The organism is Caballeronia sordidicola (assembly GCF_002220365.1).
Classification (GTDB): domain Bacteria; phylum Pseudomonadota; class Gammaproteobacteria; order Burkholderiales; family Burkholderiaceae; genus Caballeronia; species Caballeronia sordidicola_C.
The window spans coordinates 30999-55790 of the sequence record NZ_MTHB01000290.1 but is presented as its reverse complement, the minus strand read 5'-3'; the positions used below and the strand labels follow the sequence as shown (position 1 = coordinate 55790).

General features: G+C 59.3%; 24 protein-coding genes and 4 tRNA genes. 17 read left to right on the top strand and 11 right to left on the bottom strand.

What is annotated here, in order from left to right; translation table 11 throughout:
• Nucleotides 1–137: 137 nt before the first annotated feature.
• From pepN to BSU04_RS42620, 5 genes are all read left to right on the top strand, one after another.
• A complete protein-coding gene (gene pepN, locus BSU04_RS42635; RefSeq protein ID WP_089166196.1) occupies nucleotides 138–2846 on the top strand; it encodes an aminopeptidase N in 2709 nt (902 codons plus the stop codon).
• A 194-nt stretch (nucleotides 2847–3040) separates the two neighbouring features.
• The gene (locus BSU04_RS42630) at nucleotides 3041–4066 is read left to right on the top strand and encodes a class 1 fructose-bisphosphatase (RefSeq protein WP_089166195.1); all 1026 of its coding nucleotides are present in this window, start codon (nucleotides 3041–3043) and stop codon (nucleotides 4064–4066) included.
• A 54-nt stretch (nucleotides 4067–4120) separates the two neighbouring features.
• Nucleotides 4121–4196, top strand: a tRNA-Thr gene (locus BSU04_RS42625).
• A gap of 651 nt (nucleotides 4197–4847) precedes the next feature.
• Entirely contained in the window at nucleotides 4848–4997 is a 150-nt protein-coding gene (locus BSU04_RS46950) for a hypothetical protein (RefSeq protein ID WP_160172473.1), read from the top strand.
• A gap of 270 nt (nucleotides 4998–5267) precedes the next feature.
• On the top strand, nucleotides 5268–5876 hold the full coding sequence (locus BSU04_RS42620; RefSeq protein WP_089166239.1) for a chorismate mutase: 609 nt from the start codon (nucleotides 5268–5270) through the stop codon (nucleotides 5874–5876).
• Here BSU04_RS42620 and BSU04_RS42615 read toward each other — a convergent pair.
• On the bottom strand, nucleotides 5873–6991 hold the full coding sequence (locus BSU04_RS42615) for an exonuclease domain-containing protein (RefSeq protein ID WP_256983897.1): 1119 nt from the start codon (nucleotides 6989–6991) through the stop codon (nucleotides 5873–5875). The genes BSU04_RS42620 and BSU04_RS42615 overlap by 4 nt on opposite strands.
• A 425-nt stretch (nucleotides 6992–7416) precedes the next feature.
• On the opposite strand from BSU04_RS42615, the gene BSU04_RS48420 reads away from it, so the two are divergent.
• Nucleotides 7417–7674: a hypothetical protein gene (locus tag BSU04_RS48420; protein ID WP_256983905.1), complete on the top strand. Its 258-nt coding sequence runs from the start codon at nucleotides 7417–7419 to the stop codon at nucleotides 7672–7674.
• A 550-nt stretch (nucleotides 7675–8224) separates the two neighbouring features.
• The gene (locus tag BSU04_RS42605) at nucleotides 8225–9367 is read left to right on the top strand and encodes a porin (protein WP_089166193.1); all 1143 of its coding nucleotides are present in this window, start codon (nucleotides 8225–8227) and stop codon (nucleotides 9365–9367) included.
• Nucleotides 9368–9464: 97 nt separating this feature from the next.
• Here the strand turns inward: BSU04_RS42605 and greB are convergent, their stop codons facing one another.
• Nucleotides 9465–10025, bottom strand: a complete 561-nt coding sequence (gene greB / locus BSU04_RS42600; protein WP_089166192.1) for a transcription elongation factor GreB — start codon at nucleotides 10023–10025, stop codon at nucleotides 9465–9467.
• A 139-nt stretch (nucleotides 10026–10164) separates the two neighbouring features.
• Between greB and BSU04_RS42595 the strand changes: the two genes are divergently transcribed.
• Together BSU04_RS42595 and BSU04_RS42590 are read left to right on the top strand one after the other, a co-directional pair.
• Nucleotides 10165–10241 (top strand) — tRNA-Arg (locus BSU04_RS42595).
• Nucleotides 10242–10331: 90 nt separating this feature from the next.
• Nucleotides 10332–10408, top strand: a tRNA-Arg gene (locus BSU04_RS42590).
• 156 nt (nucleotides 10409–10564) lie between these two features.
• Here the strand turns inward: BSU04_RS42590 and BSU04_RS42585 are convergent.
• From BSU04_RS42585 to BSU04_RS42565, 5 genes are all read right to left on the bottom strand, one after another.
• Entirely contained in the window at nucleotides 10565–11056 is a 492-nt protein-coding gene (locus tag BSU04_RS42585) for a phage protein NinX family protein (protein WP_089166191.1), read from the bottom strand.
• 123 nt (nucleotides 11057–11179) lie between these two features.
• Nucleotides 11180–13612: a RelA/SpoT family protein gene (locus BSU04_RS42580; RefSeq protein WP_089166190.1), complete on the bottom strand. Its 2433-nt coding sequence runs from the start codon at nucleotides 13610–13612 to the stop codon at nucleotides 11180–11182.
• Nucleotides 13613–13674: 62 nt separating this feature from the next.
• Nucleotides 13675–13878, bottom strand: a complete 204-nt coding sequence (gene rpoZ, locus BSU04_RS42575) for a DNA-directed RNA polymerase subunit omega (protein ID WP_031359151.1) — start codon at nucleotides 13876–13878, stop codon at nucleotides 13675–13677.
• A gap of 57 nt (nucleotides 13879–13935) precedes the next feature.
• Nucleotides 13936–14601: a guanylate kinase gene (gene gmk, locus BSU04_RS42570; protein WP_089166189.1), complete on the bottom strand. Its 666-nt coding sequence runs from the start codon at nucleotides 14599–14601 to the stop codon at nucleotides 13936–13938.
• A 7-nt stretch (nucleotides 14602–14608) separates the two neighbouring features.
• A complete protein-coding gene (locus BSU04_RS42565; RefSeq protein ID WP_089166188.1) occupies nucleotides 14609–15541 on the bottom strand; it encodes a YicC/YloC family endoribonuclease in 933 nt (310 codons plus the stop codon).
• 386 nt (nucleotides 15542–15927) lie between these two features.
• Here BSU04_RS42565 and rph point away from each other — a divergent pair, with 386 nt between their 5' ends.
• The 5 genes from rph to BSU04_RS42540 all read left to right on the top strand — a co-directional run bounded on the left by rph (nucleotide 15928) and on the right by BSU04_RS42540 (nucleotide 19973).
• The gene (gene rph, locus BSU04_RS42560; protein WP_256983904.1) at nucleotides 15928–16674 is read left to right on the top strand and encodes a ribonuclease PH; all 747 of its coding nucleotides are present in this window, start codon (nucleotides 15928–15930) and stop codon (nucleotides 16672–16674) included.
• Nucleotides 16667–17296, top strand: a complete 630-nt coding sequence (rdgB, locus tag BSU04_RS42555; RefSeq protein ID WP_089166186.1) for an RdgB/HAM1 family non-canonical purine NTP pyrophosphatase — start codon at nucleotides 16667–16669, stop codon at nucleotides 17294–17296. The genes rph and rdgB overlap by 8 nt, the downstream gene beginning before the upstream one ends.
• Nucleotides 17293–18540, top strand: coding sequence for a radical SAM family heme chaperone HemW (gene hemW / locus BSU04_RS42550; protein ID WP_256983896.1), 1248 nt, complete (start codon nucleotides 17293–17295; stop codon nucleotides 18538–18540). The genes rdgB and hemW overlap by 4 nt, the downstream gene beginning before the upstream one ends.
• A gap of 40 nt (nucleotides 18541–18580) precedes the next feature.
• Nucleotides 18581–19771, top strand: coding sequence for an MFS transporter (locus BSU04_RS42545; protein ID WP_089166237.1), 1191 nt, complete (start codon nucleotides 18581–18583; stop codon nucleotides 19769–19771).
• A 112-nt stretch (nucleotides 19772–19883) separates the two neighbouring features.
• Nucleotides 19884–19973 (top strand) — tRNA-Ser (locus BSU04_RS42540).
• Between the two features lie 64 nt (nucleotides 19974–20037).
• Here the strand turns inward: BSU04_RS42540 and BSU04_RS42535 are convergent.
• The 3 genes from BSU04_RS42535 to BSU04_RS46945 all read right to left on the bottom strand — a co-directional run bounded on the left by BSU04_RS42535 (nucleotide 20038) and on the right by BSU04_RS46945 (nucleotide 20918).
• Entirely contained in the window at nucleotides 20038–20307 is a 270-nt protein-coding gene (locus BSU04_RS42535) for a BrnA antitoxin family protein (RefSeq protein WP_256983895.1), read from the bottom strand.
• A 4-nt stretch (nucleotides 20308–20311) separates the two neighbouring features.
• Nucleotides 20312–20578, bottom strand: a complete 267-nt coding sequence (locus BSU04_RS42530; protein WP_089166184.1) for a BrnT family toxin — start codon at nucleotides 20576–20578, stop codon at nucleotides 20312–20314.
• A 181-nt stretch (nucleotides 20579–20759) separates the two neighbouring features.
• Complete coding sequence (locus tag BSU04_RS46945) at nucleotides 20760–20918, bottom strand: hypothetical protein (protein ID WP_179258625.1); 159 nt, start codon at nucleotides 20916–20918, stop codon at nucleotides 20760–20762.
• Between the two features lie 114 nt (nucleotides 20919–21032).
• On the opposite strand from BSU04_RS46945, the gene BSU04_RS42525 reads away from it, so the two are divergent.
• Together BSU04_RS42525 and BSU04_RS42515 are read left to right on the top strand one after the other, a co-directional pair.
• Nucleotides 21033–21512, top strand: a complete 480-nt coding sequence (locus tag BSU04_RS42525; RefSeq protein WP_089166183.1) for an energy transducer TonB family protein — start codon at nucleotides 21033–21035, stop codon at nucleotides 21510–21512.
• Between the two features lie 312 nt (nucleotides 21513–21824).
• Nucleotides 21825–23141 carry an MFS transporter gene (locus BSU04_RS42515; RefSeq protein ID WP_089166181.1) on the top strand — a complete coding sequence of 439 codons (1317 nt, stop codon included), beginning with the start codon at nucleotides 21825–21827 and terminating at the stop codon, nucleotides 23139–23141.
• A gap of 65 nt (nucleotides 23142–23206) precedes the next feature.
• Here BSU04_RS42515 and BSU04_RS42510 read toward each other — a convergent pair whose 3' ends face one another.
• A complete protein-coding gene (locus BSU04_RS42510) occupies nucleotides 23207–24361 on the bottom strand; it encodes an OpgC domain-containing protein (RefSeq protein ID WP_089166180.1) in 1155 nt (384 codons plus the stop codon).
• 207 nt (nucleotides 24362–24568) lie between these two features.
• Between BSU04_RS42510 and BSU04_RS42505 the strand changes: the two genes are divergently transcribed.
• Nucleotides 24569–24748: a hypothetical protein gene (locus BSU04_RS42505; protein ID WP_089166179.1), complete on the top strand. Its 180-nt coding sequence runs from the start codon at nucleotides 24569–24571 to the stop codon at nucleotides 24746–24748.
• Nucleotides 24749–24792 lie beyond the last annotated feature (44 nt).

Genomic DNA, 24792 nt, shown 5'->3' with positions numbered 1-24792 from the left:
CAGGTGGGCGAAGTTCGGGAAACAGGCCATTCGGCCGACCCTGAATCGAGCGCACGATCCCGCGAGCCTTTGTACAATGATCCGACACAAGGCCGCCTGGAACGCAAAGGCACCCGCTCAACTCAATCAGAACCGCCATGTCCAACTCGACCGCACCTGCCGTAATCCGCCGTGCCGACTACACGCCGCCTGCATTCCTGATTGAAACCGTCGCGCTCGAATTCGACCTCGTCCCCGACCGCACGGTAGTGCGCAACACCATGCGCCTGCGCCGCAACCCGGACGCCGCGCCTGCGTCGACGCTGGAGTTGCTCGGTGAGCAGATGGAGTTCATTGGCGCCACGCTGGACGGGCGCCCGCATGCGAATGTCCGGGTCACTGAGAACGGTTTGTCGGTAAGCAATATTCCCGACGCGTTTGAATTGACGCTGGAAAGCGAGTGCAACGCTGCCGCGAACACGACTTTGTCGGGCCTGTATGTATCGGGCGGCAATTTCTTTACGCAATGTGAGGCCGAGGGCTTTCGGCGCATCACCTATTTCCTTGACCGCCCCGATGTCATGGCCACGTACACGGTCACGCTGCGGGCGGACAAGGAAGCGTACCCGGTGCTGTTGTCAAACGGCAACCTGATCGAAGAAGGTGATCTGGAAAATGGCCGGCACTTTGCGCGATGGGAAGACCCGTTCAAGAAACCAAGCTATCTGTTCGCACTGGTGGCGGGCAAGCTCGTCAAGCTCGAGCAGCGCATGAAGACCGGTTCGGGGAAGGAAAAACTGCTGCAGGTCTGGGTCGAACCTCACGATCTCGACAAGACCCAACACGCCATGGATTCGCTGGTTCATTCCATCGAATGGGACGAACGCCGCTTTGGGCTGGAGCTCGACCTGGATCGTTTCATGATCGTCGCCGTGAGCGACTTCAACATGGGCGCGATGGAAAACAAGGGCTTGAACATCTTCAATACAAAGTACGTGCTCGCGAATCCCGAAACGGCTACGGACGTGGATTTCAGCAACATTGAAGCGGTGGTCGGCCATGAGTACTTCCACAACTGGACGGGCAACCGCGTGACCTGCCGCGACTGGTTCCAGTTGAGCCTGAAAGAAGGCCTGACCGTGTTCCGCGACCAGGAATTCTCCGCCGACATGGCTGCCGGACTCGAACCAGGCGCGGCCAGCGACGCGGCCCGTGCCACCAAACGGATTGACGACGTGCGCGTGCTGCGCCAGATGCAGTTCGCCGAGGACGCGGGTCCAATGGCGCACCCGGTGCGCCCCGAAAGCTACGTGGAGATCAACAACTTCTACACGATGACCGTCTATGAAAAAGGCTCGGAAGTCGTGCGCATGTATCAGACGCTGCTTGGGCGCGACGGTTTCCGGCGCGGCATGGACCTGTATTTCCAGCGCCACGATGGCCAAGCGGTCACCTGCGACGACTTCCGCCACGCAATGGCCGACGCGAACGGCCGCGACCTGGCGCAATTCGAGCGCTGGTACAGCCAGGCGGGCACGCCCCGCATCACCGTACGCACGCGCTACGACGCAGCCACCAAGCGTTACACGCTGACGCTCACGCAAGGGTACGGCGAAGCGTCCGAAGCCGCGCGCGCGACGCAGAAGGGGCCACTGCTGATTCCGTTCTCGGTCGGCCTGATCGGCAAGAGCGGAGCCGACCTGCCACTGAAACTCGAGGGCGAGAAAGAACCGCAAGGCACCACGCGCGTACTGGAATTCACGGAACAGGAACAAACCTTCACGTTCGCCGATGTCGCCGAAGAGCCGTTGCCCTCGTTGCTGCGCAATTTCTCGGCACCGGTGGTGGTTGATTACGACTACACCAACGAGCAGCTCGCGTTTTTGCTGGCTCATGACAGCGACCCGTTCAATCGATGGGAAGCCGGCCAGCGCCTCGCCACCCGTGAACTGCTTGCGCTGGCGGATCGGGCATCGAAAGGTGAGGAACTGACGCTCGACGACCAAGTGGTATCCGCATTCGCTCAGGTACTCGACGACACCACGCTTACGCCGGCATTCCAGGAACTGGCGCTGATGTTGCCATCCGAGGGATATCTTGCAGAGCAGATGGCGGTGTCCGACCCCGCTGCCGTTCACGCGGCACGCGTGTTCGTCAGCCGTCGCCTCGCCACGGGCCTGCGCGAGCGCTGGCTCGCCGTGTACGAAGCGAACCGCACGCCGGGCGAGTATCGAGCGACGCCAGATGACGCCGGCAAGCGCGGGCTGAAGAATCTTGCCCTCGCCTACCTGAGCCAGCTCGACGACCCCGCCCGCGCCATCGAACTGGCGAGCGCCCAGTACGACGCCGCGAACAACATGACGGACCGGTCGGCTGCGTTGTCCGCGTTGCTGACGGCGGGCGCGTCAGGTTCCGTCGATACCAGCGTCGCGGACGCCGCGCTCAGCGACTTCTACCAACGCTTCGAGAAAGAGCCGCTCGTCATCGACAAATGGTTTGCGCTGCAAGCCACGCAACGCGGTGGACCGAAGCGCAATGTGCTCGACATCGTGCGCAAGCTGATGCAACACCCGGCGTTCACGCTGAAAAATCCGAATCGCGCCCGCTCGCTGATTTTCAGCTTCTGCGGTGCGAATCCCGCGCAATTCCACGCAGCGGATGGTTCCGGGTACGCGTTCTGGGCCGAGCAGGTCGCGGCGCTCGACGCAATGAACCCTCAGGTGGCTGCGCGCCTGGCTCGCACGCTGGAACAATGGCGTCGCTACACGCCGGCCCTGAGCGAAAAGGCGCATGCGGCGCTGGAAGAGGTGGCGTCGAAGGTGAAATCACGCGATGTACGCGAGATTGTGGAAAAAGCGCTCGGCTAAGCGTTCAATCCTTATTTCGGCCCACGGAAACCGGCGCTGCGGCGCCGGTTTTTTGCGAGAGCGTCTCGAAAATCAGCCGGAACGCGCCTCGGCGCAACCCGTTAAACGTGCGCCACATTCCTGTGACATCGGGAGACACATTCCGAGCGGGTAGAATCTGAGGCATTCGTCTAACGCTCCTGGAGCCCAACGCAATGTCGACCCCCTCATCTATTTCCCGCCGCACGACGCTGACCAAGTATCTGATCGAGCAGCAGCGGGAACATCAAAACCTTCCCGCGGACCTTCGGCTGTTGATCGAAGTGATTGCACGCGCATGCAAACAGATCGGCTATCAAGTGAGCAAGGGCGCGTTGGGTGAAGCGCTGGGCACCGCCGGCAGCGAGAACGTTCAAGGCGAAGTGCAGAAAAAACTCGATATTCTCTCGAACGAAATCCTGCTCGAAGCCAACGAATGGGGCGGCAACCTGGCCGCGATGGCATCGGAAGAAATGGAAAAGATTTTCCCCATTCCGAACCGCTATCCAAAGGGCAACTATTTGCTCACGTTCGATCCACTCGACGGCTCGTCGAATATCGACGTGAACGTGTCTATCGGCACCATCTTTTCAGTGCTCCGATGCCCGGACGGCATGGAGCCGAGCGAACAGGCATTCATGCAGCCGGGCTCGGCGCAGGTTGCGGCTGGTTATGCAGTCTATGGTCCGCAGACCGTGTTCGTGCTGACCACCGGGTACGGCGTGAACTGCTTCACGCTCGATCGCGAGCTGGGCTCGTGGGTGCTCACGCACAGCAACATGCAGATTCCCGCCGACACGCGCGAGTACGCAATCAACGCGTCGAATAGCCGCCACTGGTACGAACCGGTGCAAAAATATGTGAACGAGCTGAATGAAGGCAAGGACGGCCCGCGCAAGGACGACTTCAACATGCGCTGGATCGCGTCGATGGTCGCGGACGTGCACCGCATCCTGAACCGCGGCGGCGTGTTCATGTACCCCGCCGACAAACGCACGCCCGATCGTCCGGGCAAGCTGCGCCTGTTGTACGAAGCGAACCCGATGGCCTTCATCGTCGAACAGGCCGGCGGCGCTGCGACGGATGGCGAACAACGTATCCTCGACATCGTTCCGACCAACCTGCATCAGCGCGTGCCGGTGTTCCTCGGATCGAAAAACGAGGTCGACCGCGTGACGCGCTATCACTCGGAAATTAATTGACCGTAGGGTGTTGCCAAACTCGCCGGAAGGTCCTTATAATCTCGTTTCTCTGATGCCGGAATAGCTCAGACGGTAGAGCAGCGCATTCGTAATGCGAAGGTCGGGGGTTCGATTCCTCTTTCCGGCACCAAGCTTCATTTCAAGAAACCCGCGTCGCCTCCAGGCTTCGCGGGTTTTTTAATTTTCCGCTTCCTCTCAAAAATAATCTTTAAGATCAATCGATAAGTTCATGTACTTAAAGTGAAACTTTAAGTGAGCGCAATTCATAAACTTCTCGTCGCATCCTCGATGCTTTTCTCTCGCGTGATTTGCGAACATTCGTTTGCATGAATACGTGCGCTTTCAGACATAGCAAAACGTTAAATTTTTTTAAAGATAGATAAAACGGTCAACCACAAGTGAATCGTGCCGTTATCACTAATGAGAGGGCTCGCTTTTAAGCAACGGTTCGCGTTTTCGATACAAAAACGGCCTGGGAGACAACCGTGTGCTTTGAAGTGACTTGCGAAATATTAGCCGCTGCCGCCAACAGGCGCCTGCAAAGATTGGCAATAAGCGAGCGTCCAGTTAATCAGTGGAAGTGGCTGGAGAAATTAGTTGGCGAACGCATCCTGAGGTGCGGAAAAATATCGGCTGCTAAACGATGATTATCACAGCCTTAAGTCACGCCAAAGGTGTTCCGTTAAAGCAACACAGAAACGTGGAAATGCAGCAGCCGCGCATTCGACGCTAGCGCGAAGCCAGAGTCGAGATTGATAATCGACCTATACAAGGAGAGAAAATGATGGACGCCAAGCCGACAAAAATCCCGACGCCCGACAAGGTGCAATGTCCGGATCAAGAACCGGTCGGGGTCGAATTCCTCGCAGAGTTGCCTGAGTATGTGCGGGCATTCTTCGACGAACAACGTAACCTGTGCGACCCGAAGTAATTGCCGAAGTGCGCAGCACGCCCACGGTGTTTGCAGATGTTGTGCGAGCCAAGGGGTCCGCACGCTTGATCGTTGGAGCATATCTTTGCAGCAACGCCGGATTGGCACGCGGCTATTAATAACACGACCGGAATAGCACGGCCGGTTACACCTTATAGCGCCACGAGCGCGGCGCGTTTCATGATCGCCTATGATCACCCGTCGCGCGCCCTGCGCCATACTGCACGTCATACGTTAAGCTGCGGCTTTCTCGATCTGGCTCCGGTATTCATGCTTCGCCATTCCCTTCTGCAAGTTCTCCGCGCCAAAGCTTGCCTGGCTGCCTGTGTTATTGCCATCACCGCTTGTTCCTCGGCGGCTCTCGCTGATGGCGACGACACGCCTTTCACCAATATCATTGCGTTGTCGTCACAACGGCTGGCGCTCGCCGAGCCGGTCGCGCGCTGGAAATGGGCGCATCACGAGCCCATCACCGATCAACCTCGTGAGGCCGCGTTGCTGGCCGTTATCGATAGCCGCGCGAAATCCGCCGGCATCGATCCGGCGTTTGCGCAGCTTTTCTTTCGCGATCAGATCGAGGCGAGCAAAGACGTGCAGAACGCCCTCTTCGATAACTGGCGGAAGTCACGTGCGCCCGAAGGAACGCCACCGGACCTCGCCCACGATACCCGGCCGAAGCTCGATAGCGTCACCAACGCGTTACTCTCGGCGCTAGCCGGCGTGGAGCCGTTGCGCCATGCCGACGATTGCCCGCTGCGGCTGGCCGACAGCATTGCGCGCTGGAAACATCTCACCCGCTACGATTCCGCCCAGAATGCACCGCTCACGCGCGCGTTGTCGCACGTGTGCGAGTCGGGTGGCGTGGGCGCGGTCGGCTAGACGCGGTCGGCTAATACCGGCTCGCCTGACAGGCAAGCCGTGGCTGCGAGCGGCACGATTGTCAGTCCGCGCGACAGACGTTCGCTGAGAATCCGGTACGTCGATAACTCGAAGCATGCCGCAGGCGCTGCCGCGCGCAGTTGCGCGGCTTCGTCGAGCGACCCCGCCATGCCGAAATACTGCCAGGCATCGACAACATGCCAGACCCGCGCGCTGGTTGCGGCGTCCGTTTCTTCTATTGCAATGGCGCCAGGGTAGGTCCAGGGCGCCTGGCTCGGGTCATCGCGACGCGCTTTGGACTGCCGGTTATGCGCAGGACGCAACCGTGCAATGGAGCGCCCTTCCACCAGCATCGCGCCGATCTCGCCGCCCGTCGCGGTCCACTCCACACGCCGGATGAGTTCCGCGAGCCGCAGATCCTTCGCCGAGCGTTTCACACCCGACAGATGCGCACGCACGCGCTGGCGCAAGCGCACGCTTCGTCCAACATACAGCGGCACATCGTCCTCGCCATAAAACACGTAGATGCCGCAGCCGGCCGGAATCTGTTCAATAGTGTCCTCGTCGATATCGCCGGCAAGCCGGAAGCGCCGGGCAACCTGTCCTATATAGCCGTGCAGGACGTCGGTGGAAAATGCGCGATGCAGGTGCTGCCAGAATTGCCAGAGCAGATCGGCGTCGGCAAGTGCGCGGTGGCGCGCCGCAGGCACCAGCGCGTGCCGCTCGATCAGCGCATCAAGCCCATGCCGACGTTGCGCAGGATAGATGGCGCGCGACAACTGAACGGTGCACAACACGTCAGGCTGGAACTTGATGCCGACCCGTTTGAACTCGCTGCGCAGGAAGCCGTGATCGAACCGCGCGTTGTGGGCAATAAATAGCCGCCCGTCGAGGCGGGCCAGCAGATCATGCGCGATCGCATCGAACGTCGGCGCGTTGCGCACCATCGAATCGCTGATACCGGTGAGTTGCTGGATAAAGAACGGAATCGGCTGCTGCGGATTGACGAGCGAGCTCCACTGCGTCACGCCGGCCGGCCCGATTTCGACCACGCCGATTTCAGTAATGCGATCCACGCCAAAGGTCCCGCCCGTGGTTTCGAGATCGACGAACACCAACGGTTCTGAACTAACACTATTAGTAAGGATTGGAAGCACAGCGCTGACCGCTAAAAGAGGAATGGACGCGATCCGCGCAGAAGAAAGGCGTATCGATCGCGCATTTTAGCTCACGTCTATTAGAGCGCCGGCGGTTCCAGGCCGTTCCCAGCCACGAAGCCCGCTCGACGCACCGGAAGCGCATAGAACGTCAGTCCGCATGCTCTCGAATCACGACTGCTGAAAAGAGAACAACCGGTCGTAATATTTCCGGATTGAGCCATCTATATCCGTCAAAAGGAAATATTTACTCAGCTTGTAACTGTTCCTATCGAATCGTAAGCGTTTACGAGTCTTGTTACCGAAATGAGCTATCGGCATCATGAAAGAGTACCGCAAGCACTTTAAAGGAGGTCATTGCTTTGACGACCGAACTCAAAAGCATGTTTTCGTGGATCAGGACTCTGGTAGCGCCCCAAGCAGTCATGGAATCGCATTCAGCTCTGGATTTCGATCCGGCATGGCATGGCGATCATTGGCAGAACCTGCTGTCATCGCCAATGGATGCACGCCGTTATGTGATGGAAGACTGGACAGTATCGAGTTTGCTGACATTCGATAGCAACGACGAAGCGAAATCACCCGAAGTTGGGAATGAAGCTGAGGCGATGTCGGAAGAAGAGCTGGAAGCGGCTATCTAAGTGAACAGTGCCTGCAACAGGCTTCGAGCATTGAGCCCGTTCAGGCAAAAAAAAAGCGCGACTGGGAAGTCGCGCCGACAAGGTTTGGAGATCTTTTCCGTCAACGAAAAAGTCTGCTTCGGAAAGCAGCGATTAAAGTATAACGGCACGCCAACTGGTAATCATCAACAGATCCGGCAATCATCTATTGCTGTTCCGTCAACAATCGACATCTAGGATTATTGGCGTTGTATTTTAACGATAGCGCATGTAGCAATTGCGCAACGAAGCCCTGTTGACACGTCAGACTTATCCCCGCCTTTCCCCCGCAAAGCCTTGCCAGTAAAGGCTTAGATTGCATTTCTTAATCATTGCCGATCGCAGAATACTTTATTGCGTAAATCGGAATGCCATCTCTGTAACACCGTCTTTACACTTCGTCTGGTCCGGAAACGACTGTGTCTTCTGTTGGCACATGAAATCACCTGACAGCGCCTCTCGCAGCGCGTCGGAGTGAAGGTTTCCTTCAAGCCTGGGTTGTCAGACCCAAACTGCTCTCGGAGTTACAAAGATGAAAAAGACTCTCATGGTCGCCGCCCTGTCGGGCGTATTTGCAACCGCCGCTCATGCTCAAAGCAGCGTGACGTTGTACGGTTTGATCGATGCTGGCCTGACGTACACGAACAATCAAAACGGTTCACATAACTTCAAGATGACGAGCGGCGCCGTGAACGGCAGCCGTTGGGGCCTGCGCGGCTCTGAAGACCTCGGCGGTGGCCTGAAGGCAATCTTCACGTTGGAAAACGGCTTCAGCATTGCTAACGGTACGCTCGGCCAGCAAGGTCGTGAGTTCGGCCGTCAAGCCTTCGTTGGTTTGTCGAGCAACCAGTTCGGTACCGTTACGTTGGGTCGTCAGTATGACTCCGTGGTCGACTATCTCGGCCCGTTGGCTCTGACCGGCACGCAATACGGTGGCACGCAGTTCGCGCACCCGTTCGACAACGACAACCTCGACAACTCGTTCCGTATCAACAACTCGGTCAAGTACCAGAGCGCGAACTACGCCGGCTTCAAGTTCGGCGCGTTGTATGGTTTCTCGAACCAGGCTGATGGTTTCGCGAACAACCGCTCGTACAGCGTTGGTGCGTCGTACAACTACGGCCCGTTGAACATTGCTGCAGCTTACTTGCAACTGAACAACAACATTACGGCTGGCGCAATCAACAACGCCAACGGCGCTGTTGCTGGCGACAACACGTTCAACGCAGGTCTGCAACGCACGTTCGGCGCTGGCTTGAACTACGCGTTCGGCCCGGCAACGGTTGGTTTCGTGTTCACGCAAACCAAGCTTGAAGATGCAGCAAGCATCAACGGTGCTACGGTTGGGAACACGGGCAACATCGCGATTGGCAACTACGCTCGCTTCAACAACTATGAGCTGAACGCCCACTATGCCCTGACCCCGGCCCTGAGCCTGGCAGGCGCATACACGTACACCGATGCTCGTCTTGATGGCGAAAAGCCGTCGTTCCATCAGTTCAGCCTGCAAACCGCTTATTCGCTGTCGAAGCGCACGGACGTGTACCTGCAAGGCGAATACGTTCACGCACTCGACCTGGGCGACAGCGGCATTGGCGCTCCGATCAACGGCGTAGGCATGTCGTCGACCCCGAACCAAGTCTCTGCAACGGTTGGCATTCGTCACCGCTTCTAAGTCTTGTTCAAGGCTGTACCGATGTGAAAAAGGCGCCGCTTGCGGCGCCTTTTTTTCGTCCTGAGGTTCCTGACGTTATTGCTTCAGATGAAATGGCTCAGGACTTCGCCGGATAATGCACATCGAGGATATCGATCTGCTGGTTGCCAGCAGGCGTGTGCAGCGTGACCGTATCGCCGACCTTGGCCTTGAGCAAGGCGCGGGCGATAGGTGAAATCCAGCTCACGTGTCCGACATCCAGATTCACTTCGTCCACGCCCACGACGGTCACCGTGTGCACTTCTCCATCGTCACCGGCGTAATTCACCGTTGCACCGAAAAACACCTGGTCGACGTTTTCCTGCCGGCTGCTGTCTACCACTTCCGCCTTGTCGAGCCGCTTGGTCAGGAAGCGAATCCGCCGGTCAATCTCTCGCAAGCGCCGCTTGCCGTAGATGTAGTCGCCGTTCTCCGACCGGTCGCCATTGGACGCCGCCCACGAGAGCAGTTTCACGACATCCGGCCGCTCAACGTCCAGCAAATGCAGCAGCTCGTCGCGCAGACGCTGGTGCCCCGCCGGCGTGATGTAGTTCTTGGTGCCAGGGGGAACGCCCGCGGGTTGCTCGAGGTCGAGATCTTCGTCGCTCTCGTCTGATTCCTTTACAAATGCTTTGTTCATGGTGCAAACCGCTCAAAATAACGTGAAGAGGAGCGAGATAGCTCCTGTGCAAGGTAACACGAAGGAGATCGGCATTACAGAAATCAAGGCGTAACCCTTCCTTTTTTGGGAGAGCTTGGCTATACTCTTGGTCTCGCGTGCGGCTGTAGCTCAGATGGATAGAGTACTTGGCTACGAACCAAGGGGTCGTGGGTTCGAATCCTGCCAGCCGCACCACTTCTTCAAAACGTTTTAGTTGAGCGTTTTAGTTTTTTGTTTCAGGCAAGCGTTTCCTGCATCAGCTTTTTGTATTACCCTGTTTCATGCGCGGCTGTAGCTCAGATGGATAGAGTACTTGGCTACGAACCAAGGGGTCGTGGGTTCGAATCCTGCCAGCCGCACCAGTTTTAGAAGGGCCTTCCTCACGGAAGGCCCTTTTTGTTTGTGCGGACGTTTTACCAGCGAAATCCGTAAGGAGGCCCGAGGGTTCTTCTGGCCCTGCACTGGTTGTGAGCCCTTCGGCCAAGCTTCCAAGGCGCGTGCCCAGCGCACAAACCCGCTTACTGCCGCGCGGTCGACCCTATATCGCCGATACGTCCATCCGGCAGGGGCGCATCTTCAACCGTCGCCGCCGCGCTCTGCTCGCCCAGCAGCTCAGCCCGTTCCCCGAGCAGCATTTGTGAACGATGCGGAAACTCGTCGTCCACCGTGTCACCGAACGCATGCAGCAGAAACGCCCGCAGCAATGCGATACGCAACGACGGTCCGCGCCCCTCCACTTGCACACCGGACTTGCCGAATATCGCCGTACACACGACTTCACCCCGTCCGTGGTCGTTCATCTCCAGCCGGCACGCGCGCTCCAGCACAACGGAGGCCGCCTCCCATGACGTCGACGGCAGGAATCGCCCGTCCCAAGCCCGGCCACGGTCATTGCCGCGGATGGACAGCGTCTGGCCGCCATCAGTGAAATGAATTTCGCGGATGAAGTCATGCAGCCCGCGCGCGACCCAATAGTCGAGCTCGGCGCCTTCCAGTTCTGATGTTTTCATAAGTGCCCCTGTGTACGCAGAATGGGTACAGGCACGCAGGTCGTTTTTCAGCGGCGGCGAATCGAGCTCAGACCCAGACTCAGGCTCCGCCGGCCGCTCTCGCCAAGAGGCGAACGCCAGGCTTTAATAATCGCCGCGTTCGCGATCGATCCGCATGCCGCCTTCGGTATTGCGATGATGCGGCTCATCACTCGGCCGCTCACGCGCGATGCGCATCACGTCCGGGTTCGTGCGCACGCGCCGCATGACGTTCGCCAGATGCACGCGATCGCTGACCTGGATGACGAAACGCAGCACGGTGGATTCCTGCGTCACGTCCTCGTCCATGGCGATGTGGACAATGTTGGCATCGGCAGACGTAATATCAGCCGCTACGCGGGCGAACACGCCCTTCGACGTGCTGACGAGCACTTTGATGGCTACATCGAACAGACGGCCCGGCTGCGGCGCCCAGGCCACGTCAATCCAACGCCCCGGATCGCGCTTGTGAATCCGCTGCGCCACACGGCATTCGGTGGTGTGAATCGCCATGCCCAGCCCGATGCCAATGTAACCCATGATGTCGTCGCCGGGAATCGGGCGGCAACAGGCAGACAACTGCACCGACATCCCTTCCGTGCCGGTGATCACAACCGGCGGCGCGGTATTCGTGCTGAAGCTCTCGCGCGGGGAATCATCGTCGTCACGACCGGTCATCAGCACTTCAATGCGCTTCGCCATCACGGCTGCCACGCGCCGGCCAAGGCCGATATCCGCGAAAATTTCCTGGCGGCTCTTGTTGCCCGTCCATTGCGCCAGCTTTTCCCAGGCTTCCGGTGTCACTTCCGACAACGCCAGGCCATAACCTTTAAGGCATTGATCGACGAGCCGTTCGCCCAGTTGGACGGACTCGTTCAAGCGCATGGTCTTGAGATAGTGGCGAATGGCTGAACGCGCCTTGCCGGTACGCACAAAACCGAGCCACGCGGGATTCGGTTTCGAATAAGGCGCCGTGATCACTTCCACGATATCGCCGCTCTTCAACTCGGTGCGCAGCGGCAGCAACTCGTTGTTGATCTTCACCGCGACGCATTGATTGCCCAGGTCGCTGTGAATGGAATACGCGAAATCCAACGCCGTCGCGCCACGTGGCAGCGGCATGATCTTCGACTTGGGCGTGAACACGTAGACCGCATCGGGGAACAGGTCGATCTTGACGTGCTCGAGGAATTCGCTGGAATCGCCGGCTTCGCTTTGAATATCGAGTAGCGACTTCAGCCACTGGTGAGCGCGCTTTTGCACATCGTTCAGATCCGCGCCGCCATTTTTGTAAAGCCAATGCGCAGCCACGCCTGCTTCGGCGATTTCGTGCATCTTGCGTGTACGGATCTGGAATTCAATGGGCGCGCCAAACGGGCCGACGAGCGTGGTGTGCAAAGACTGATAGCCGTTCACCTTCGGAATGGCGATGTAATCCTTGAACTTGCCCGGCACCGGCTTGTAGAGCGCGTGCAGCGCGCCTATGCACGTATAACATTCGAGCGCGGTATCCACGACCACGCGAAAGCCATAGACGTCGAGCACTTGCGAGAACGACAACTGCTTGTCGCGCATCTTCTTGTAAATGCTGAAGATGGTTTTCTCGCGGCCGGTCACGTCGGCCTTGATTTTCGCGTCCGCGATCGTGCGCTGGACCGCTTCAAGGATCTTGCCCACCACTTCACGCCGGTTGCCGCGAGCGGCCTTCACGGCGCGCTCGAGCGTGGCGTACCTATGCGGATTGAAGTTCGCGAAGCTCAGGTCCTGCAGTTCGCGATACGTGTTGTTCAACCCAAGCCGATGCGCGATAGGCGCATAGATGTCGATGGTTTCACGTGCCACGCGACGCCGTTTTTCCGGGGGCACCGCACCCAGCGTACGCATGTTGTGCAGCCGGTCCGCCAGCTTGACAAGAATCACACGGACGTCGCGCGCCATGGCGAGCAGCATCTTGCGGAAGTTTTCCGCCTGCGCTTCCTCGCGATTGCGAAATTCCATCTTGTCCAGCTTCGACAAGCCATCGACAAGTTCTGCAACCTTCGGCCCGAACCGTTCCGCAATCTCGGTCTTCGTCACACCCTGATCTTCGATCACGTCGTGCAGCAACGCCGCCATGATCGATTGATCGTCGAGTTTCCAGCTGGCGCAGATTTCCGCGACCGCGACCGGATGCGTGATGTACGGCTCCCCACTCTGGCGATATTGCCCAAGATGGGCTTCATCGCTGAAATGGAAAGCCAGCTTGACCTGCTTGATTTCTTCCGGCGAAAGGTAGGCGGCCAGCTCGGTCGTCAGTTTCGCAATGGAAACGACGTCGTGGCGACGCGGCTTTTCCGGGGTGGCAGTCGGCCCGAACAGATGGCGAAACGATTGTTCGAGAACTGCGTCGATGTACTTGCGCGCCGCCGACGGCGAATCAGCATCATGAGCGTTGTCATGATCGTGCGCGTGATTCTGAGCGTGATTCTGAGCGTGAGACTCAGTACTGAGGACGTCGTTATGCGGGTCCACAGAGACGGACGATGGAACAGGATTCATGGTCGCCTCCGTGGTTTGCTGACGCGGTTAGTGACAATGCGCGTAGACGTCCGGACCCGTAATCAGACCGGAACCTTCTTCAGCATCTCGACGCCGACCTGGCCGGCTGCGATTTCGCGCAGCGCAACAACAGTCGGTTTGTCGCGGCTTTCGATCTTCGGCGTATGGCCTTGAGCGAGCTGGCGCGCGCGATACGTTGCCGCGAGCGCGAGCTCGAAGCGGTTGGGGATCATTTTCAGACAGTCTTCGACGGTGATGCGGGCCATGGTTGATTCCTTCTCGATATGTTTTTCATTCTACCGCATGTGACCGGAAAGCCCCGTTCACTCGGCGTGCGGCGAGTGTATGCCTAACTCGACAAACAACTGCGTATGACGGGCGTACTGTGAACCGAAACGTAGCCGTGTGGCAGCAACGAGACACTGCAATTCGCCGAGCGCGCGCTCGAAGTTCTCGTTGATCAGCACATATTCCGCTTCCGGCGCATGCGCCATCTCGCTGCCGGCGGCCAGCAAACGGCGCACGATGACGTTCGGCGAGTCCTGGCCACGCTTCTTCAAACGCTCTTCAAGCGCATCCAGCGACGGCGGCAGGATGAAGATTTCCACCGCATTGCGAAAGCGTTTCTTGACCTGTTGCGCGCCTTGCCAATCGATTTCGAGCAGCACGTCGTGGCCGCTTTTCATCTGCTCTTCAATCCACACGCGTGACGTAGCGTAGTAGTTGCCGTGCACTTCCGCACTTTCGAGGAACTCGCCGGCAGCGTGGCGCGCCATGAAGTCATCGACGGAAGCGAAATGGTATTGAACGCCGTTGTGCTCGCCCGGACGCGGTTCGCGCGTGGTGTACGACACGGACAGGCGGATCGCCTGGTCCTGCGCGAGCAGCGCGTTGACCAGCGTCGACTTGCCCGCGCCCGACGGCGCCACGACCATGAACAGGTTGCCCGGATAAACGCCGGCGTAGGTGTTGCGTTGTGCGTCGTTCATGGCAGCGTCACTCCAGGTTTTGCACTTGCTCGCGCATCTGTTCGATGAGCAATTTGAGTGTCATCGACGAATCCGCAAGTTCTTTCGCAGCCGCCTTCGACCCGAGCGTGTTCGCTTCGCGATTCAGCTCCTGCATCATGAAGTCGAGCCGCTTGCCCACTTTCCCGCCCTTTTGCAGCACGTGGCGCGTTTCCGCCAGATGCGCGGAGAGGCGCTGCAATTCCTCGGTGATATCGATACGGATGCCGTATATGGTCACTTCCTGGCGAATACGCTCCGCGATTTCCTCGCGCGGGATGCTGGTTTGCGTGCCTTCCGGCGACGCAATCCCCAACGCGTCCTGCAAACGCTCGACAATTTTCTGCTGATGCTTCGTGATCAGTTCCGGCACGAGCGGCGTGACCTTTGCCACGATAGCCTCCATTTCCGTCACGTTCGCGATCAGCACGGCGGCGAGTGCGGCGCCTTCACGGGCGCGGACATCGATGAGTTCAGCAATCGCCTGCTTGCCGCATGCCAGAACCGCGTCGCGCAGCGTTTCCGCCGATACACCGCTCTCCGACAAAATGCCTGGCCAGCGCAGGATTTCACCGGTACGCATGCGTTCGGCATCGGGGAAGATATCCAGCACCGAGCGCTCGAGCGCCGCGAGTTGCGACAGCGCATCGCGATTGAGCACGCCAGCAATGGTGGTCTGCTCTGCGCGATTCAGGTTGATGCGGATATCGACCTTGCCGCGCGAGAGCTTGTTCATCAGCATTTCGCGCAATTGGGGCTCGCAGACGCGCACGTCTTCGGGCATGCGGAAATTCATGTCAAGGAAGCGCGAATTCACCGTACGCAATTCCACCGATACACCCACGCCCGAGCCATTTGCGCCCGCGCCGTCCGACGCTACTTCGCGCGTTGCGCTGGCGTAGCCTGTCATGCTGTAGATCATTGTCGCGTCCGTGATTGAAGGCCGTGGCGGCTTTGCTGCTTGCTCGCTTGTTGCTGCTTGCTGCTTGCTGCTTGTAGCTTGTAGCTTGCTGCTCGCGCGGCACGGCCAGTTCGATTCGAAACGCCCGGCATGAAGCTGCGCGAAATGGCAGGCAATGTTGGCCGGGCGAGGAAGCTCGCATTATCCCATTTTTGCCGATCCGGCCTTGAGAAACCCAATACCGCAATGCGACGCGCGCAGATCAACACGGGACGCCGCGACGGACGCTCGCTCCGATTGCGGATAAAATTCGAACTTTGGCGCGGTTTTTACGCTTTTTTTATCGAGCGCCCAAGCTCCTTTCATTGCGTTTCTTTCACTTTGCCTCCTCCATGACCGACTCCACGCTGAACCCGTCCGCCCCGTTCAACCGCCCGAGCGGCCGTATCCCGGGCCAATTGCGCGATGTGCGCATCACGCGGCACTACACAAAGCATGCGGAAGGGTCGGTTCTCGTCGAATTCGGCGATACCAAAGTAATCTGCACCGCGAGCATTTCCGAGCGCGTGCCCGAATTCCTGCGCGGCCGTGATCAGGGTTGGCTTACTGCCGAATACGGCATGCTGCCGCGTGCCACCAACACCCGTAACGACCGTGAAGCCGCGCGCGGCAAGCAAACCGGACGCACGCAGGAAATCCAGCGCCTCATCGGGCGGGCGCTGCGCTCCGTGTTTGATCTCAACAAGCTGGGCCCGCGCACGCTGCACATCGACTGCGATGTAATCCAGGCCGACGGCGGCACGCGCACGGCAAGCATTACGGGCGCCTTTGTCGCGGCCCACGATGCCGTAACCAAGCTGCTGGCCGCCGGCAAGATCGCGGAATCGCCGATCAATCAATTTGTCGCGGCGATCTCGGTCGGCGTGTACAACGGCCAGCCGGTGCTCGATCTCGACTACGACGAAGACTCGCAGTGCGACACCGACATGAACGTCGTGATGACCGGCGCAGGCGGTTTCGTGGAAGTACAGGGAACGGCCGAAGGCGTACCGTTCACGCGCGCCGAAATGAACGCGCTGATGGATCTGGCGCAAAGCGGTATCGAAACATTGATCGCGAAGCAGAAGGTCGCGCTGGAGTTGCTCAGTGTCTGATTCTGCTTCCGCTCGCGCGTTGAAACGCGTCGTACTCGCGTCCAATAACCCCGGCAAATTGCGCGAGTTCGCAGCCCTGCTTAGCACCGCTGGCATCGATCTCGTGACGCAGGGCGAACTGGGCGTGTCCGAGGCCGAGGAACCGCACGTGACGTTCGTCGAAAACGCGCTGGCGAAGGCGCGGCATGCATCGGCGGCGACCGGAATGCCCGCCCTCGCCGACGACTCCGGCTTGTGCGTGCATGCGTTGCGCGGTGCGCCGGGCGTGTATTCCGCGCGTTATGCGCAATTGGTCAATGGTGGAGAGAAAAGTGATGCAGCGAACAATGCGCGGCTCGTGAAGGATCTCGCTAATGAACCCGATCGGCGCGCGTATTTCTTCTCCGTACTCGTGCTGGTGCGTCATGCCGCCGATCCCGAACCGCTGATTGCGGAAGGCCGCTGGCACGGCGAAGTCATCGATACCCCGCGCGGGGCGAACGGCTTTGGCTATGACTCGCATTTCCTGGTGCCGTCGCTCGGACAAACCGCCGCCGAGCTCGATCCCGCCGTGAAAAACGCCAATAGCCATCGGGCGATTGCGCTGCGCCACCTGCTGGCGCGGTTGAAGGAACTATCGTGACGGCCAGCTCAAGCGGCCCTCAGGCGATCAACGTTATCAAGGCGTTCACGTCGCCGGGCAGTATCCGGCTGACGTCGCTGCCGCCGCTGTCGTTGTACGTGCATTTCCCGTGGTGCGTGCGCAAATGCCCGTATTGCGATTTCAACTCGCACGAATGGAAAGGCGAGACGTTTCCCGAGGACCGTTATCTCGATGCATTGCGTGCTGACCTCGAGCGCGCGTTGCCGATGGTCTGGGGCCGCCAGGTGCACACAATTTTTATCGGCGGAGGGACGCCCAGTTTGCTGTCGGCGAAAGGGCTGGACCGCCTGCTCTCCGATGCACGCGCGCTGCTGCCGCTCGACGCCGACGCCGAAATCACGCTCGAAGCCAACCCCGGCACGTTCGAAGCCGCGAAGTTCGCGCAGTTTCGGGCGAGCGGCGTGAACCGTTTATCGATAGGCATTCAAAGTTTCAACGAGCAGCACCTGAAGGCGCTCGGCCGCATTCACGATGCAACGCAAGCGCGTCGGGCGGTGGAAATAGCCGCAAGGAACTTCGATAACTTCAATCTCGACCTGATGTTCGCGCTGCCCAAGCAGACGCTGGATGAATGCCGGGCAGATATTGAAACCGCGATCAGTTTCGCGCCGCCGCATTTGTCGCTGTATCACCTGACGCTCGAACCGAACACGATGTTCGCCAAGTACCCGCCGCCCGTGCCCGACGACGACGCTTCTGCCGACATGCAGGACTGGATTCACGAGCGCACGGCTTCAGCGGGTTATGAGCGCTACGAGGTGTCGGCCTATGCGAAACCGCACAGGAAGAGCCAGCACAACCTGAACTACTGGCGCTTCGGCGACTATCTCGGCATTGGTGCGGGCGCGCATACCAAGCTGTCGTTTCCGCAGAAAATCGTGCGCCAGGTGCGTTACAAACATCCGGGAACGTACATGGATGAAGCGCTCGGCGGCGCGGCGGTGCAGGAAGAGCACGAGGTTGGACCGCGCGAGCTGCCGTTCGAATTCATGCTGAACACGCTGCGGCTTGTGGAAGGGTTTCCGGTGCATTCGTTTAACGAACGGACCGGACTCGCGATGTCCGCGATCGAATCGGGACTGATCGAAGCCGAGCGTCGTGGCTTGATCACGCGCGACATAGAACGTATCGCGCCAACGCAGCGCGGGCAAGATTTTCTCAACGACCTGCAGGCGCTCTTTCTCAGGGACACGCCGTCGATAAAAATCAAGGAAGAACGTTAAATTGGATGCGTCCGCCCCTAGTCTGACCACCGGCTCCGTGATGCGCCACCGGCCCTTCGCGCTGTTCTGGAGCGCGCGGGTGATGTCATCGGTTGCGTTCCAGATGATGTCGGTCGCCATCGGCTGGCAGATCTACTCGATCACGCACAGTGCGTTCGCGCTCGGGCTCGTCGGCCTCTCCCAGTTCCTGCCGATGTTCATGCTCACGCTGGTGGTGGGCCATGTCGCGGACCGCTACGACCGGCGCACGATCGCGTTCATCTGTCAGGCAATCCAGGGCGTGGCCGCGTTGACGCTGTGCATTGCGACGTGGCGCGGGGTCACCAGTCAGGGGCTGATCTATTTGATCGCGGCCATTGCCGGGTCGGCGCGCGCGTTCGAGTCACCATCGATGGCCGCACTCTTGCCCAACCTGATTCCACGCGCCCAATTGCAGTACGCGACGGCGTGGTCGACGTCGGCGAATCAGACAGCACAGATTCTCGGACCGGCAATGGGTGGTTTGCTCTACGCCTTTGGTGCGTTGACAGTATACGGCGCGGTCGCGGTGGCGTTCATCGGGGCGGCGGTGGTGCTGTCATCGATAAAGATCGAACAAGTGGTGCGCATGCGCACGCCGCTGACCTTCGAATCGCTCTTCTCGGGCATCGCCTTCATTCGACGCAAGCCCGTGATCCTGGGGGCGTTGTCGCTGGATCTGTTCGCGGTGCTGCTTGGCGGCGCAACGGCATTGCTGCCCGTTTTTGCACGCGATATCTTGCACGCCGGGCCGTGGGCGCTCGGCGTCCTGCGCGCGGCGCCTGCGGTTGGCGCGCTGGCCGGATCAATTTATCTCGCGCATTTTCCGCTGCGGCGGCGAGCCGGGACCGCGTTGTTCGGCGGCGTGATCGCGTTTGGCATTGCGACGATCGTGTTCGGGTTATCGCGGAATCTATACGTTTCGCTGATCGCGCTGGCCGCGCTCGGCGCCTCCGATGTGATCAGCGTCGTCGTGCGCATGTCACTCGTTCAGCTTCAAACACCCGATGACATGCGCGGACGCGTGGGCGCCATCAATTCACTGTTTATCGGGACGTCAAATCAGTTGGGCGAGTTCGAGTCGGGGATGACGGCGGGATTGTTCGGCGCGGTGCCGGCGGTGCTGATTGGCGGCGTGGGTACGCTCGCCGTTGCCTTGATATGGATGCGATTGTTTCCCGGTTTGCGGGCGACCAGGTCGCTGGAAGGGTGAGGCGGTTTTGCTTGCTGGACGGCAGGGAAAGTTGCGCTACAATACGCGCCTTGCCAGAAAGGTGCGACGCGGTTTAAGCGCACTTTTCTCGTAGTTGCTATGTGTGAAACGTGGAAGCGTGGCCGAGCGGTTTAAGGCACTAGTCTTGAAAACTAGCGACGGGGTGACTCGTCCGTGAGTTCGAATCTCACCGCTTCCGCCAAAAACAGCACCCTGGCTTGTCTGCAGCCCTCTGCTTCAAATTTCTCGCCTCCACACCAAGCCATTCACACCGCCAGTTCGTCAGGCGAGTGCGTCTTGAGCCAATCGGCCAGAACCACGTCGATTCGCGTCTGCCATCCCTCACCCGACGCGCGAAACGCCTCCACGACCTGCGGCGAAAGTCGAAGCGATAGCGGAATTTTTGTTGGCGCTTTTTGAGGACCGCGAACGCCCGTCTTCGCCCTCAATGATGCGGGTAATGCTGCGCTGCCGCGCTTGAACGTCTTGATGTCCGCGGCCGTCAGTTCGCGTACTTCGCCGCTCTCGTCAATCATGGGCTTACGTGCTGGCATAGCGATTCACCTCTCTCGAATTAGCTTTGCGAAAACTGATCACGCGAATTCCATCGTGGGTTTCAGTGAAACAGAGAACATGCAAGCGTTCGTCGAGATATCCCAGAGCGACATACCGTACTTCGCTGTAAACACGCCGATCGTCGGTGCCGATCAACGCTGTCTCGAAATTGAATTGAGCAGCCCGTTCGAACGATAAACCTCGTTCAGCGATGTTGCGGGTGATCTTATTCACATCGAAGGAGACTTGCATCCATCAAATGGTATATACAAAATTCACTACAAACCAGGTTTTTTGTATATACAAAGATCGACGAGAGGTGCGTCACACCGACGTTCGCTCCAGCAAGCAGGTCCTCGCCGCCTCACTGCGATGAAAACCCGCGTCGTCGTCAATGCGAGTATTTGGCGTGCAGGACACGCCCTACCAAAGCTCACCCCACGTCCGGCTCGCCCTCTCCCGGCTTCTTTCCGGGCTTATCGCTTGGAGCCTGCTTACGGTCGTCATCGGCACGGTCGGGCATCTTGCTTGCCTCGTTATCGCTATGCTCTGCAGGCTTCGGGGTTTTCACATCAGTGGAATCGCTGCTCATGGTTCTCTCCTTGCGCATCAAAATGCAGTGGACGTGCAAAATGGGGCAGCAAGACCCGGACCAGCCGCGTATTGTTAAGCATGAGTGCAACGAATTCGTGGAGCCTCGCCTGCCATGACCTCACGTTTGAAAATCGCGCGCATAGCGCTCACCACAGCAATCGCGGCAGTCATTGCCGCCTGCACGATCACCCCGCCGCCCAGCGCGCTTGAACCCAAACCCGCCGCCGCCGTGAGCGGCGCGACGCTCGATCAGTACAAGGTGCGCGTCGCACAACACATCTTCGACCGCAATCCGTCGCTGGTACTCAAAGGCACGCCGCAAGCAATGCTGCGCTCGCTCGTCGTGGTCGCGTTCACCGTGGACCGCAACGGCCGCGTGATCCGGTCGTCGGTCTACCGGACCAATGGCGACGACGAAGCCGAAGCCACCGCCCTCGCGTCGCTGCGACGCGCTTCGCCATTACCCACGCCACCCGCACGTCTGCTCGACGGCAACGGGCACCTCGATTTGTTCGAAGACTGGCTCTTCAACGACAACGGTCAATTCCAGCTACGCAGCGTCCATTCACCGCAGGCGACAACCATCGATTGAGTGGAACAGGCGGAACTATTGGTGCATTCATCAATACGGTTTCCTTGCCGGCCGCAACGCACGCTCGTTATAATTTTCGATACCCCACGCCGGCCATGCCGGCAGAGCCGTCGCCGCCCGCCCATCCAGCGCTTGATCGACGCGCCTGACCGGTCGACCTGCGCGACACACCGCGCGCAGTCCAAGCCGTTCGTTTCCTGCCGTACATCGCATCGAGCGCCCGGCGCCCGTTGCACGCTGCGCATTCAATACAAAGTGTCCCGACGCGCGTCCCCGTTCCTGGGCGTGATAGAAGGGCGAACCGGAGACGCCATGTCATCAGCCTCACCCTCGGGCTCGTTGCCCGCATCGCCCGCAAGCGACGCGCAAATGAGCACTTCCCGCGTGATCTTCGCGAGTTTTATCGGCACGGCGATCGAGTTCTACGATTTCTATGTCTACGCGACCGCCGCTGCGCTGGTTATCGGTCCGGTCTTTTTCCCCCATAGCTCGCCTGCCGCACAAGCGTTGTCGGCGTTTGTCACGTTTGGTATCGCGTTCATCGCGCGGCCGATCGGCTCGTTTATCTTCGGCCATTTCGGCGACCGCATCGGGCGAAAATCAACGCTCGTCGCGTCGCTGCTCGTGATGGGCGTGTCGACCACGCTGATCGGCTTCGTTCCGGGCTACGCGTCCATCGGCAGCCTCGCGCCGGTGCTGCTGTGTATCCTGCGCTTCGGCCAGGGCATCGGACTCGGCGGCGAATGGGGCGGAGCAGCGCTCCTTGCCACCGAATACGCGCCGCAAAACAAGCGCGGCTGGTTCGGCATGTTCCCGCAACTCGGGCCGTCGGTGGGTTTCCTGGCATCGAATGGACTGTTCTTCGGGCTGGCGCTCTCGCTCAGCGACGAACAATTCCGTAGCTGGGGCTGGCGCGTGCCGTTCATCGTCAGCGCGGTGCTGGTGGGACTCGGACTTTACGTGCGCCTGAAAATTGCGGAAACGCCGGCGTTCCGTGAGGCTATCGAGAAAAAGGAACGCGTGCGTGTGCCTATCGCGACGTTGTTCGGCCAATACCTGAAACCGACGCTGCTCGGCGCGATCGCGATGATCGTCTGCTACACGCTCTTCTACATCTCGACGGTCTTTTCGCTTTCGTACGGCGTCTCGACACTGCATTTCACGCGCGAGAAATTCCTCGGCCTGCTGTGTTTCGCGGTAATTTTCATGGCTATCGCGACACCAATTTCCGCATTGGCCAGCGATAAGTTCGGCCGTCGGCCGGTGCTGATTGTGGGTTGTATCGCGGCTATCCTGTCCGGCTTCACCATGGCCCCGCTGCTCGGCAGCGGCAACACCTACGCGGTTGCGTTGTTTCTTACTATCGAACTGTTCCTGATGGGCGTGACCTTCGCCCCGATGGGCGCGCTGTTGCCCGAGTTGTTTCCGACCAACGTGCGTTATACCGGCGCAGGTGTCGCGTATAACGTGGGCGGCATTCTGGGGGCGTCGGTTGCGCCGTACATCGCGCAATTGCTGGCGAATCGCGGCGGTCTGGCGTGGGTCGGCGGGTACGTGTCGGTCGCGGCAGCGATCAGCTTGCTCGGCGTGCTGTGCATGCGGGAAACGCGCGACATCAAGCTCTCGTAGTGCTCAATTCGTGCTGGCGACGCTTTGTAAAGCTCGCCGGCACGCGTTGTTCAAACTCCCCTCTTTCATCTATCGCGCGGGTTGGCCGCATGCGCCGGCACCGGCGGCCCTTTCGGCTGCCGCGCTTGCTGCGTCTCCAGCCGCGCCCGCTGCGCCGCCTTGCGCTCGCGCCATAACGCTGCGAGCCAGATCAGACTACCAATCGCGATGGCGTCGCCGCAAAGCCCCGCTATCCATTGATATTGCCCGAGCGACACGAGCCGCAAGGCGGTGTCGATGACCAGCGACATGCACGCGCCCGCAATGAAACACACCAACCCCTGCTTGCCGATGTTGACCACGCTCGGCAAGCTCTTCGCGAGCGCCTTGATCCACCCCGCGTGCACCGCCTGAGCGAACAACCACGCGATCACGACAAAACTCACAATGCGCAGGCTCGCCAGGTTCTGCTTCATATATCCGGGCGGCGCCTGCGTCTCCAGGAACAGCTTCGCGAATGCGAACGTCAGGAACACGACAATTGCCGCACGCGTCATCCAGCGCGCGGTTTTGGAATCGTGGAATTCGGCGGAGATCGGCTGCACGCGCGCCAAAATGCCGAGCGCGAACATCAGTTGCCACGCAAACGGATTGAAGGACCACCCTTCCGCGTAAGCCGACGGTAGCCATTGCGCGAGTGACGATGCAAAAAGCCACACGCCGAGACTGCCAAACAGCATGACAACCGGCTTACGTTCGGCCAACGGCACCACGAACGGCACGGCGAGCGCGAACATGGCGTACATGGGCAATACCGCCGATAAATACGGCTGGTGCCGCAAGGTCGCGACATCGAACGTCAGCCCCAGCGGCCGAGCCAGGAACGACGGCCATTCGGTGATCTGCATCATCGGGGTGTCGATACGCAGCCACATCAGCAGCGCCCCGCCCAGCAGCATCATCACGGCCGTAAAGAGGTACGCGCGATAAATCTCCCAACTGCGCTTCAGGAAGCGGCGCCGCGCGGCCCCGTGACTCCGGCTCGCTGCCAGCGTCGTATAGGCAGCCGCCGATGCGTATCCACCCAGGAACACGAAAACCTCTGCGGAATCGCAGAACGCGTAACTATGCAATGTAAATTTGGATAAGACGCTTCCCGAAATATGATCAACGGCAATGACCAGCAGCACGATTCCCCGGAAGAAATCCACTTCTAGAGAACGGCGATTCGGGGAATTCATAAATACAACTCCGTAGACAAGGCGGCCCTGCACGGGAATACGCCAATTCGGGTTAGTACGGACAGCGCCCGGAAAATTCCCATCGGATGATTAGATAAATGCAACAGCCGTGCCATTGCTTTTTTTTTGTGCAACTTGCGTACCGGCACGTCCTGTCTATACTCAACAAACGCTCAACAAAGACTGAACATTCGTGAGACCGGCGTCATGCGCATTCATCTTCAAAGTGCTGATGTGGTTGCAATAATCGCTATTGCGCTATTCACCGCACTCATGCTGGCCGTGCGTTTCCGGACAACGAGCTGGCGCGGGATCGTGCTGCAGGCGCTGGTTGCGAACGCTGGCGCCATCGCCGCTGTGGTCGCGTTCGAAGTAATGACGACCTGATCTTCAGTAAGCGCTCCACGTCCCGCCTACTACAGTAATCGATA